Origin of the sequence: uncultured Parabacteroides sp. (genome assembly GCF_902493135.1) — a bacterium.
Taxonomy (GTDB): domain Bacteria; phylum Bacteroidota; class Bacteroidia; order Bacteroidales; family Tannerellaceae; genus Parabacteroides.
Genome location: NZ_CABUOD010000068.1, coordinates 1 through 12,430 on the forward strand (window position 1 = coordinate 1; position 12,430 = coordinate 12,430).

The following is a 12,430-nucleotide window of genomic DNA, read 5'->3' on the forward strand; positions in this document are numbered from 1 at the left end:
GATAAAATAAGCCTTATTTTCAATATTCGTCTATTTTTTAAATGAAAGAGCCGTGGCTGAAAAGTAAGTTTTCTACATTAGCATTTGCATATCTCGATTATAAATCGTAATATTGCACCCGATTTCAGAGCCACGCTCTGAACAGGTCCCATAGCTCAGTTGGTTAGAGCACCTGACTCATAATCAGGGAGTCCTTGGTTCAAGCCCAAGTGGGACCACTTTTATAAATCTCCAATTGTTTAATATATAGATGATTGGAGATTTTATTTTGTCTGAATTGTTCACCAAATTAATTTCCACGAGCGGGGCGGTTAGAAAATTTTCTTAATAATTTGTGATTTTGTTTTGGGTGTTGACTCTGTACGCATACGCAGCATATTCTTTGAGTATGTCTAAATTTCTAACTAAATTTGCAAATAACATCAATGAATTATCTCATGTTGACAAATAGTGTAGATATAGAAACAGAACGCATAAATAGGCTTAAAGTAGTCAAGCATCCCAAACAAAAATACCGTCTGACAGAGGCCGAGAAAGAATGGAAGAAGCTGAATATGAACATTTAAATTGTATAAGCCATGGCAAAAAAGAAAATAGATGATGTAGAATTACTTCTGTCTAAATTTGACAAGAAGCAACTTACGGACTTCATACGCAAGGAATGTGCCAACGACAGCCAGTTCCAAGATCGGTTTCTTGCACTTGGTGCGGGAACGTTGTTTAAGCCAAATCCTGCAACTTATACCTTCCGAGTGGAAAATCTGATTGAGGATTACTCTGGAAGACATGGCTACATTGAATACCGTGCCACTTTCGATTTCAATCGTGCCGTTTCCCGTATTCTCGATGAAGCTGACGAGGCAATAAAAAATCGCCAATGGGAGGTGGCTGTTGCAGTGCTGACCGGAATTGCTGCAATTGCTGAAGATATTCTCAACAGTGGAGATGACAGTGCAGGGGAACTGGGGGCAATTGTAAGCGACTGTTTTGAGAAATGGCATATACTATGCACTGATGAGTTTCTTCCTGAAAACATAAGATCAGAGATATTTGAACTTGCACTTTCCAAATTTAATGGAAAAGACCTCAAAGGCTGGGATTGGTGGTGGGATTGGATGGAAATGGCGATTGGCTTTGCAAACACTCCCGAAAAACAGTCGTGTGTGATCAAAGCTCTGGATGCCATCAAGCCTAAAGGCGATGACTGGAGTGCAAGGCATAATGCCGAGACAGCACAGAAATATAAGCTTGAGATTATGTCACGGTGTGGAACTCCGGAAGATCAATTCAAATTCATGTATGACAATGTCTCTAATCCGGATTTTCGCAAGCGGCTAATCCAGATGGCATGGGACAAATCCGACTTTGATGAAGTGCTTCGACTTGCCAAGGATGGAGTTAACCATGATGCAGAATATGAGGGACTTGTCAGCGACTGGCACAAATGGGAATATCAAGTCTATCGCGAGATTGGAGATATAGAAAATACTCTCCAATTGGCAAAATATTTCTTTTTCGGTGGTGGAAGATGGGGGGAAAAAGAATACTCTATGGCAACCATGTATGCGGTGATGAAACAGCTTATTCCAACTGACGGATGGAGAAAGTATTCCGAAACATTGATTAGCGAGACTCAGAATAAAAGAGACGTAGAACGTTTGCTATATATCTATACCCAAGAAAAGATGTGGAACGAATATATGTCTTACCTTCGGAAGAATCCATCCACATACGATATTGACGCCGCTCCCCAAAAAGTGAGGAAACTTTTCAAGGATGAAATAATCAGCCTATATGCATCGGCGATCAGAAGCTTCTTTCAACGTGCGGCTAATCGGGATTCTTATCGTGAAGGTGTCGGATTACTCCGGAATCTCATAAAGTATGGAGGAAAGTCTGAGGCTGAACAGATTGCAACTGAACAGAAATCGAGAACTCCTCGTCGACCAGCGCTGATTGACGAATTGTCGAAATTATAAGTATTCCCAATTATTAACGCTGGTAAAGCGCTAATCTATCTCAGAAATCCGTTATGTTTACATTTAAAGGTACGTTCGAATGGGCAAGTATGGGTGTTTAAAATATCCGCTTTTTTGGTAATTATCGGTCGCTTTTTAATACCGGATCCCCACTTCTTCACCTTCCCATTTGTCACAAGATACGGAAATAGGGAAATTGTTTTCGTTATATTTATAGGTATAGGTAACGGTAGAGATATTTCCTTCTCTGTTTTCGGATGTTATCTTGGTTATATTATTCCGCCGGTTCAGAAACTGGATATTCTCAAAGTCATTTGAGTTGGCATTTCGATAGTACCACCAACCTAAAAAATACATGGGGAATTCCAAATGGCTGATATTGCCGGAAGCGTTATCATATTCGTAGGTATATTTTATCAGCAAGTTGGATTCGTTGTCGAACACTTCCTGTTTGAGCAGTTGCCGGGTGGCAGGATCGAAGGTCAGGAGAGCATACCGGCCGTCTTCCGTTATCAACTTTTCTCCATCAACTGTTTGTTGGTAAATGCCGGCGAAGGTTACTTTGAACGGCAATCCGTTTGCGTCGAGTTCAATCTCTTCCCTGTAACCGAAATCTCCTGCCGGTTCTCCCCCTCTGCTGACTTCGTATGTCTTGTCAGAGGTCTTGGTAAAATGAACCCAGGCATGTCCGTCGGCAACATCTTTGGGAGGCGTGTAGGAGATGCCGGAAAAGGCTCCGTCTTCATAGTTGAAATGAGCCGCCTGTCCGTCCGGATATTGGAATCCGGCAAACAGATTGTCTGAGTAAACGAAAGAAGCAGTGACCTGCCCGTTTGAAAGAAGGGCACTGGGTCGCCCGTCTATGCCTGTCGGTTTGATGTCGTCATTATCACTGCAGGAAGATAGACATAATCCGGCCATCAACAGGAGGGCGGATGGAAGAGTCGAAAGTAACTTGTTCATACTGATATCTGGTGTTTGTTTCTAATAAAATGATGAATGAGGAGGAAAAAGGGTTGCATCATCCTGGCTATTTTCTTTGCAGATGTATATAATTTGCTATTTTTGTGGGATGCTATCATCATCCGGTGGCTCGGATATAAAAAGTAAGAGAATGGAAAAAGCGAATGTTACCTTGTACACGGTCATCGGAGATCCTAACCGTATCGTGAAAGCAATTCAGGAACGTTTCAAGGAGATGACCGAGGAATTTGTTTGTGGAGATGAAACGGTCGACCTGACTTTGCCGGATGGAACGCATGTCCTCTTCTCGATCAAGCACCGGCAGAACAAGCCGGATTTTATTGCTTCCCATACGTCCGGTATGGCTAATTATTTTTCGCAGGTGGAGACACCGTTGGCCGAACTGAAAGAAAATGTCTTGCGTCAGATACGCGTGTTCAATTGTGTGACGGGCATCACTTTCGATCTGAACGGTGATGAAGACCGGACGAATTATATCCTGAACCGTCTGTTCGAGATTGCCGGAGACGTGAATGGTTTTTTGCTTTATCCGAGTATGCAGATCTTTACCGGTGAAGGAAAACTCCTCTTTTCAGCCAAAGGCGAAAGCCAGTTGACTGAGTTTATCCCGGTCGGGAATGCCGATTTACTGGACGGGAATCGTCCGGAAGAAGCTCCGGCCGATGTGGAAAGGCGTTTGCGTTCGATCGCCCTGCTTGAAGAAAAACAGATCCCTTATATGAAATATTTGCGTAGCGAAGCACTGGAAAGCGAAGTCCGTTTAAGAAGCCGGAAGGAGATGGTGCAACGCGCTGCCGCATTGTTTGCCGTTGCCGTCTATTCGGAAGTCATGCTCTCGGAAGGTTCGGGACGGGAAGAGGCCTTGTTCTATTTTAATAAGATGGAGCAGTTGTACGGGGTTGAATCCTACCTGTCACCGGCTGAAGCCGCTTATATCGATAACACCGATCCGGAAGAGCAGGAGTGCATTCAGTTCGGATGGCGTTACGAGTGTGCAGGTGCCTTGCTTTGGGCGGCAGGCGTTGTGGATGATTTGCCTTATCCGTCCGAGATCATCGATGTCCCTGTCCTGGCCGCTATTTTTTGGCAACATAAAGGCATCGGCGAACTGCTTTCGAAAGGCTTTCCCCGTCCGCAGTCCGAAATATTGGACGCTGCCGATATTACACTTCGGTATGATTGGGCTTGTGTGGAAGCGCGAATTCATGGAAAGGAAGCTCCGGCTTCACTAAATGGGGGCGTTGTTATGGAACGGCATTATGCCTTTAACTGGATTATCGGGGCGAATGGCGGTGCAGACTGGGATGATATCCAACCGAATACATGATATTAAATCTATCACGATATGAATAAACGATGGACTGCAGTACTACTTGTTCTTGGATTTGCATCCTGTTCCTTCAAGCAGGATGAATTGAGGACTGACTTTGAGAATCCACCGGAAGAATATCGCCCGATGCCGTTCTGGCATATCAACGGGCATATGACACGTGCGGGTATCGGAAAAGAACTGGAAGGAGTGAAAAAACTTTCCGGCTTCGGTGGGGTGACGGTTTTGCCTGTCAGCCCCGGTACGCAATGGGGAACAGGTAAACCTTGTCCGGGAACCGAACCCGCTTATTTGAGTGACGAATATTTCGAACGCTATGCCGATATTCTTGATATTTCCGAAAAACAGGGCACGCAGGTTATCCTCTACGACGATATTGATTTTCCAAGCGGTTCGGCTGGCGGACGGTTGCGCATGGAATACCCGCAGTACATCCGTAAATACCTGTCGAAAGAAGAATTTACGGTGAAAGGGAACCAATCGGTCTGCCGTCAACGAAAAGATACGGCATCTGTCCTGGCCGCCGTTTCCGCTTTGAATGAGCAGACGCGTGAAGTGATGGATCTGGGGGCTTATATGGATGGGAACACGTTGACATGGAAAGCTCCTGCCGGAGAATGGCGCGTGATGTTTTTCAACTGTGGTGTCAGTAGGGATGCTAATCATGGGAACCTGGTGGATTATATGCAGCCCGAAGCAGTCTCCCGATTGCTGGAAATGACCTATGGCGAATATGATAAGCGTTTCAATCGCTATTTCGGCAATGTGATTACGAAAACTTTCTTTGACGATGTGGGCTTTGTCCATCAGGAGAATACATGGACGCCGGCCATTACCGGCATTTTTAAAGAGAAATACGGGAAAAATCCGGCGCTGTATTATCCGGCTTTGTTCTATGACATCGGACCGGAGACGGGTGCGGCACGTGTCGCTTTCTTCGATATCCGTTCCGAACTGATGGCGGAAGGCTATGTGAAACAAGTTTCGGAATGGTCGGGCAAACGGCACTTGAACAGCATGGGGCATCCGCCTGAAAACTACAGCCCTAACTCGGTGGTGGCGAACGGAGATATCTTGAAGTATTACCGGCATGTGCAGATACCGTTGTTGGATGCCATCTTTTTCTATGGTCGTGGATTGAATGGTTTCAAACAAATCAGTTCGGCTGCTGACCGTGGAGATAAGCCGGTTGTGGGAGCCGAGTTGTGTGGCGCTTTTCCTGCGGATATGGACTCGCTGACTTTATACCGCGTAGCTCTTGAAGCGATGGTGCGGGGTGTCAGTTTTGTCGTGCCTCATGGTATGTGGTACACGACGGATGCGGACAAGATTCGTATCCCACCGTTGATCGCTCCTGAAAATCCGTTGCTACGGGATGCGTTACCGAATTATAGTGCCTGTGTGGGCCGTTCCTGTCTCATCCTTCAGGGAGGGCGCCGGGTTTCGGACATTGCTTTGTTGTGGCCGATCACTGCAATTCAGGCTGAAACGTATATTAATAGGGATGCCAATTCCGGTTTGCCGGTGGCGAACTGGTTGCCGGATCACGTCAACCATCATGTATTGAGCGACTTGCTGACCAATAAACTCCGTCGTGATTTCACCTTTGTCCATCCGGAAGATTTGTGCAACGGCAAGATTACGACTGCCGGCAGTGAACTGGTCTTGAATAATGAAACGAATATCCAGCATTACAAAGTCCTTTTAATGCCGGGCGGTGATGTGATTTCGGCCGAAACGATGAAAGCGATCAAGCAATATTATGATAATGGGGGAAAAGTGATCGCCACCTCTTCCCTTCCGAAGCGTGCCGCTGAGTTTGGAAGGGATGAGGAAGTGGCTCGTCTCGTTACCGAGATGTTCGGCATCGATCCGTGTCAGGAAAGCAGTTCGGATAAATTCAATTCCAATGCAAACAAAGGTCGCTTGGCTTTTCTGCCTAATCCGACTCCCGAAACCCTTGCGGATTTGTTTACGCGTTGGGGGCTTCGTGCGGATATTGCTTTCGATGAATCGACTATACCGCCTGCTCAGGTCGGTTTCCTGAATTATATTCATAAACAGAAGAAAGGCCGCGATTTTTATTACATCACCAATACGACCGGAAATACGGTTCACACGACCGTCTCTCTGCGTGGCAAATTCGATCATCTTGAATTCTGGAACCCGCACACCGGTAAAATCGACCCAATTCGAAATGCCGAGTCCGTCAAGCAACCGGATGGCAGTTATGTGACAAACATCAAGCTTTCGCTGCCGCAAGTGTCGGGGATGTTTATTGCGGGAAAGAGGAAGGAATAAATAGAATACGATATGAAAGAACGACTGATCTTATTATTTGCCTTGTTTTGGTTACCCTTATTCGTTGTGGCTCAACAAAGGGTTATTGTGGATACCGATATTGATTCGGATGTGGATGATGCGGGTACATTGGTAATGCTCTATACCTTGCATAAGCAACATAAGATAAATCTGCTGGGGACTGTCGTGACAAGCGACGATCCTTTTGCAGCAACTTGTGTGAGTGCTTTCAATGCCTATTATGGAATGAAAAAGTTGCCGTTGGGCTTTTTGGAAGAACAGCCCTTTTTGAAAAATCACTCCCGCTATACTCGGCAGATTTCGGAAGAGTTTCCTCATGACCTTGCTTCTTGGAAAGAGGCGGAAACAGCTACTAATACTTATCGGGAATTATTGGCTGGGAGTCCCGATCATTCTGTGATTATCCTGACGATAGGACATTTAAGCAGTTTGCAAAAATTATTGCAATCGCCTGCCGACCAATTTTCCCCGCTAAGTGGAAAACAGTTGGTCGAGGCTAAGGTGCAGAAATGGTATTGTATGGGCGGATTGTTCCCGGAAGGAAAGGAAGCGAATTTCTCACGACCGGATCCGGCTTCTACCGTTTATTGTCTGGGTAACTGGACAAAAGAGGTCGTGTTTTGCGGATGGGAAATCGGCCGGCAAATAGTTACAGGCGATTCTGCCTTGCGTGCGAAGCTAACCTCCGGACAACCTATGTATAGGGCCTATGAACTATATAATAATTTTGACGGGCGTGCCAGCTGGGACCAAGTCACGGCTTTTTTGCTGACAGATCAGGCGGCTGGTTATTTTGAGTTGGATAATGCCGGGCATTGTCAGCTTGAAGCGGATGGAAGTAACCGTTGGATTCCTGGCAAGAGTGGTAACCAATTTATTGTAAAGTTCAAACCCGGAGCTGATCCCCTGAAAGTGGCGTCCTTGATAACGGATCTGATGTTGGAAAAGGACCTATAGTTGCAATCGGAGAAACTTGCTTCCAGGAACCAGTTTATTTTGGCTTCTAACGAGTTTTCAGTAGTTTGTGCGGATGTAGGTTCTGGGTGGATACCTGATAGGTGATGTAGCAGGGTTCTTCCCTTTTTTGCCTGTAGGAGTTACCGGCCAGTATCAGTGCGAAAAACAGGAATACGCATGTTAGTATATGGATATTTCTCATGGCATGTTTTTTTGCAAAGAAAGGTGGAATTGTTAATGGAGTGATATTCCCGATCCTTGTAAAATACACCAGAACATGTGTTTTTTACAAGATCTTTTTCATGTCTTGTCCAGATTGTTGTTTTGTTATTTCTCCAGAATTGATTCAGCATGGGATAAAAGTTCTTATATTTGTTTCACACATTGTAAACGCGGAAGAAAATGGAACCCGAAAATATCAAAACAAAAAATGTGCACCAAGGTGCTAATGTCAGGAAGTTACGCCAGTTGGTGGGCATGAAGCAGACCACTTTTGGCGAAATGTTGGGGATGAACCCGCAAAGCGTCTCTCGTCTGGAACAGAAGAGGGTACTCGAAGAAGATACGTTGTTCAAGGTGGCGAACATCCTGCATGTCGCCCCTGAGATCATCCGTAACCTGGAAGAAAATCCGACTTCGATTGTGATCGAGAATAATACGTTCCAAGCGGGAAGCAGCAATGTCGGGGTGGTGGAAAATCAGCGGGACAATATAGTGAATCATCCTGTCGATCAATTAATGACCTTAAACAAGGAGCAAGCTTCTCTTTACGAACGGATGCTTACCGTAGAGAAAGAGAAAAACATACTTTTAGAGAAGTTGCTGAAAGAAAAGTAGGCCTGCGTTTCTCTTTTTCTATTCCATCAGGAATTCCGGTTCCTTGTGATTTCTTCGTCTTTATCAGTTCAACTATTCTTAAATTATTGACTTGTACTGAAAAAAGTTTACACATTTTGTATTGCACGGTGTGTAAACTTTTTTCAGTACAAGTCATTTGGTAACCGATGCCTACCTTTTCGGGAATCGACAGGCATTTATCTTCAAAACACCATCATCTGCCGTTCACAACGAAGTTTCGTATCTGGCATTCCGTACCTTGTGAGGCGGGATTTTTCTTTTTAGATATACGGAGGACCAGTTTGTGATCCGTCTCTTTTAGTTCCGTTTCCAGCATGTAGACCCAGGGGATATAAAGATTATGGCTCCATTCGGTGAAAGTATCCAGTTCTTTGAATGGGGCGCCATCGACACTATATTCCAGAATTCCGGCAAAGGGGCCGCTGACGCAGAAAATACCGATCGCTTTGCCTTTGAAGTCCAGTGTCAATTGATCGCCCGGACGAGTAGCCTCCAGCATCGGGACATCGACAAAGCCGTTCCGTTTGCCGGCCTTGTTGTCGGGATGCCAGTTGTCGATTAATTTCCATCCTTTGTTTAAGCGGGCTGTTTCGAGAGCCATGAAGTCTCCGTTATAATAACTGTAGGTATCCAACGGTTGGGCCGGAATTTCATGTGCCTCGATTCTCCCTTCCGGAGAAACACCTTTCCACATTTCATCGAAAAGATGGCCGATAGCGGCAGCATAAAACTTATGGCCGAAAGGTTTCGGATGAGTGCCGCCGAAGTCGTCCCAGGTAAATTCGCCGTCTTGCATCCGTTCGCCGATCTCTTGGCAGAGATTGACTGAAGGAATCAGATAATGATTTGCCACCCGTTCGTGGTTCAGGATAACATCCGGCATCTGGCGGCGGGCGATCATCGGGATAAACGGATCATAGATGAAGTGTAGCATGACGATATCCATCTCCGGGTTGCTTTCCAAGGCATGGCGCACTTCTCCCTCCATACCGCGCACTTGTTCGAGGGCGCTGAATCCGTTGGTGTCGTCGTTTACGGCTGCTTCGACGAAAAGAAGATCCACTTTCCCTTTTGAAAGAATGTCATGCTGCAACCGGAAGGAACCCGGAGTCGTCCCGGTCGAACCGATACCCGCTTCTACCCATTCGAACTGCGTATAAGGAAATCGTTGCTGCAATTGTTGTTCAATCATATTGCGCCACCCGTTCATTTCCGTGATGGAACCTCCCAGGAAAGCGACCCGTGCCCGGCGTTCTTTTTCGAATTTGCGGAATGAGTTCTGCAAACTGCCGCGTGTATTATAATGTATATACTTTTCGTATTCCGGCTGTTGGCGGAGGATGAAATCGACTACCGGCTCCGGATTGTCGAGGCTGTGCGGATGGTGATCGCATCCTTTCTTCAGTATAACTTCCACTGGACCTCCTGCCGCAAGGTAGCGCGAACGTACGACCTCCATGTTTTCCTTGTAGGGAACGGTTTGGTCACTATCGCCGCATACGCAGATGATCGGTATGCCTGCCGCAGCAATCGGTGACAGATTGTCGATCGGGTTCCCTTTGAAATGCTCCATCCCGGCATCTGTCAGGTTCCATTCTTCCAAAAGATCCTTCCATAAAACCGCGTTTTTTCTTCCCGGCCAACTGAAGACGTCACAGACAGGGGCATCTACATATATGCAAGCCACTTTGTCCGTGTTCTGGGCAGCCCAGTTGAAGGCAAACAAACCGCCCCGGCTGAATCCTTCCAGTGTGACTTTATCGGACAGGCCGTACCGGCTCTTCACATTCTCATAAAAATCCGTGCCTAAAGAAATTGCTCTGGGACTTCCGTACAAATGGGTTACGTCATAGTAAACAATGTGGAATCCCTTTTCCAGTAACGCTTTGTCCACACTTGGAAATGCATCGAAGAAGGCCGGACGCCAGATCCACGGATTTCCTTTGGCTGCTTTTTTCGGTATGACAACGGTTGCCTGACGGTCTTTGAAGGTGAAATCATGACGATCACACCCGTTCCATTCGCTTTTTTCTGTCTGGGCTTGGATTGCCAGACTGTTTACCAGGGCCAGAAGCACCAGATAAATAATCTTTTTCACAATAATCATGGTATTAATAAAATTTACATTGGAGTGACAAACGTACATAAAATGCTTATTCTATGCAAATCAAACCTTTAATAATCTTTGTCCGGATGTGAAAGAAATAAAATACGACGTGTATTCGCACACAAACTTGTGTATAACCGAAAAAATGACTTATATTTGCCCCCGTATTATGAAAAACGAATTTTAATATCATGAACACATTTCAAAAAGCAAGTGAGAAAATGACAAATTACAGATGGACAATCTGCGCGATGTTATTTTTCGCAACAACAGTGAATTACCTCGATCGTCAGGTCCTTTCTTTGACCTGGGATGAATTTATCAAACCGGAGTTCCATTGGAACGAATCCCATTACGGTACGATAACATCAGTTTTCTCAATTGTATATGCAATCTGTATGCTGTTTGCCGGTCGTTTTATCGACTGGATGGGCACGAAGAAAGGATATCTTTGGGCTATCGGTGTTTGGTCGTTCGGTGCCTGTCTCCATGCAGGTTGCGGTATTGCAACCGAACATTATGTCGGTATGGACAGTGCTGCGGAACTGATTGCGGCAACAGGAGATGTTGTCGTGATATTGGCGACCGTGAGTATGTATTTCTTCCTGGCCGCGCGTTGTATCTTGGCGTTGGGTGAAGCGGGTAACTTCCCTGCAGCCATCAAGGTTACGGCTGAATACTTCCCGAAGAAAGACCGTGCCTATGCGACTTCTATCTTCAATGCCGGTGCTTCTATCGGCGCTTTGATTGCACCGATCTCCATTCCTTTGTTGGCAAAAGCCTGGGGTTGGGAAATGGCCTTTATCGTGATCGGTGCGCTCGGCTTTATCTGGATGGGCTTGTGGGTATTCATGTACACGACTCCGGATAAGAGCAAGCATGTGAATAAAGCCGAGTTGGAGTATATCGAACAGGATAAGAACGAAAAAGACATTGTCATAGTCGAAGAAGAACACGAGAAGAAGATCGGTTTCTTGCAATGTTTCACGTTCAAACAGACTTGGGCTTTCATTGTCGGTAAATTTATGACAGACGGAGTTTGGTGGTTCTTCCTTTTCTGGACTCCTTCTTACCTGAACACGCAGTTTGGCATCAAGACTTCCGATCCGTTGGGTATGGGGCTGATTTTTACTTTGTATGCCATCACGATGTTGTCTATTTACGGAGGTAAACTGCCGACAATCTTTATTAACCGAAGTGGAATGAACCCATATGCCGCCCGTATGAAAGCGATGTTGATTTTTGCTTTCTTTCCGTTGTTGGTATTGCTGGCACAGCCGTTGGGTACGATTTCTCCGTGGTTCCCGGTTATTCTGATCGGTATCGGTGGTGCAGCTCACCAGTCGTGGTCTGCCAACATCTTCTCGACTGTCGGTGATATGTTTCCGAAATCGGCTATTGCAACCGTTACGGGTATCGGCGGTATGGCCGGCGGCGTCGGTTCCATGATCTTGCAGAAAGTGGCCGGGAACCTGTTTGTGTATGCAGATGCTACTCAGATGACATTTATGGGCTTCACGGGCAAACCTGCCGGTTATTTCATTATCTTCTGCGTATGTGCCGTCGCTTATTTGATCGGCTGGATTATCATGAAGATTCTGGTGCCGAAATATAAAGTGATCGTTCTTGAATAATCGAAATATAGAGTGTTATATAAAGAGAGAAGGAGGATGCGCCGTCATGGCTGCATTCTCCTTCTCTCTTTACAGGAAAGCGGTTGTTTTCCCAAATACATGCAGGAATGTGTCATGCATGCGTACCTTATAATAACCGTTATCTCCTTCGGAAAAAAAAGGATGAAAAAGATTCCGAAAAGTTTGGTGGAAAGAATTTAAATTTCTACTTTTGCACCCGCATTCGAGCGAGAGTGGTTTAAGTCGACATGATGAAGAA

The 12,430-nt window shown here is 45.7% G+C and carries 9 protein-coding genes and 1 tRNA gene; 7 read left to right on the forward strand and 3 right to left on the reverse strand.

Translation table 11 applies throughout. The features are described from left to right. Positions 1-144 precede the first annotated feature (144 nt). Positions 145-218 (forward strand) — tRNA-Ile (locus tag RDN79_RS18085). A 360-nt stretch (positions 219-578) separates the two neighbouring features. Next, a complete protein-coding gene (locus RDN79_RS18090) occupies positions 579-1,979 on the forward strand; it encodes a hypothetical protein (protein ID WP_298548323.1) in 1,401 nt (466 codons plus the stop codon). 135 nt (positions 1,980-2,114) lie between these two features. On the opposite strand, the gene RDN79_RS18095 is transcribed toward RDN79_RS18090, so the two are convergent. Beyond that, positions 2,115-2,942 carry a hypothetical protein gene (locus RDN79_RS18095; RefSeq protein WP_298548321.1) on the reverse strand — a complete coding sequence of 276 codons (828 nt, stop codon included), beginning with the start codon at positions 2,940-2,942 and terminating at the stop codon, positions 2,115-2,117. Positions 2,943-3,093: 151 nt separating this feature from the next. Here RDN79_RS18095 and RDN79_RS18100 point away from each other — a divergent pair, with 151 nt between their 5' ends. From RDN79_RS18100 to RDN79_RS18110, 3 genes are read left to right on the forward strand one after another with little or no spacing between them, the layout of a single operon-like run. Then, complete coding sequence (locus tag RDN79_RS18100; RefSeq protein WP_298548318.1) at positions 3,094-4,290, forward strand: DUF4272 domain-containing protein; 1,197 nt, start codon at positions 3,094-3,096, stop codon at positions 4,288-4,290. An 18-nt stretch (positions 4,291-4,308) separates the two neighbouring features. After that, complete coding sequence (locus RDN79_RS18105) at positions 4,309-6,594, forward strand: glycosyl hydrolase (RefSeq protein ID WP_298548315.1); 2,286 nt, start codon at positions 4,309-4,311, stop codon at positions 6,592-6,594. 12 nt (positions 6,595-6,606) lie between these two features. Continuing rightward, positions 6,607-7,572 carry a nucleoside hydrolase gene (locus RDN79_RS18110; protein WP_298548313.1) on the forward strand — a complete coding sequence of 322 codons (966 nt, stop codon included), beginning with the start codon at positions 6,607-6,609 and terminating at the stop codon, positions 7,570-7,572. Positions 7,573-7,618: 46 nt separating this feature from the next. On the opposite strand, the gene RDN79_RS18115 is transcribed toward RDN79_RS18110, so the two are convergent. Next, positions 7,619-7,774: a hypothetical protein gene (locus RDN79_RS18115; protein WP_298548310.1), complete on the reverse strand. Its 156-nt coding sequence runs from the start codon at positions 7,772-7,774 to the stop codon at positions 7,619-7,621. A 200-nt stretch (positions 7,775-7,974) separates the two neighbouring features. Here RDN79_RS18115 and RDN79_RS18120 point away from each other — a divergent pair, with 200 nt between their 5' ends. Further along, positions 7,975-8,409, forward strand: coding sequence for a helix-turn-helix domain-containing protein (locus tag RDN79_RS18120; RefSeq protein WP_298548307.1), 435 nt, complete (start codon positions 7,975-7,977; stop codon positions 8,407-8,409). Positions 8,410-8,623: 214 nt separating this feature from the next. On the opposite strand, the gene RDN79_RS18125 is transcribed toward RDN79_RS18120, so the two are convergent. Beyond that, on the reverse strand, positions 8,624-10,576 hold the full coding sequence (locus tag RDN79_RS18125) for an alpha/beta fold hydrolase (protein WP_298548305.1): 1,953 nt from the start codon (positions 10,574-10,576) through the stop codon (positions 8,624-8,626). A 152-nt stretch (positions 10,577-10,728) separates the two neighbouring features. On the opposite strand from RDN79_RS18125, the gene RDN79_RS18130 reads away from it, so the two are divergent. Beyond that, positions 10,729-12,171 carry an MFS transporter gene (locus tag RDN79_RS18130; protein WP_298548303.1) on the forward strand — a complete coding sequence of 481 codons (1,443 nt, stop codon included), beginning with the start codon at positions 10,729-10,731 and terminating at the stop codon, positions 12,169-12,171. The last annotated feature ends 259 nt before the right edge of the window (positions 12,172-12,430 follow it).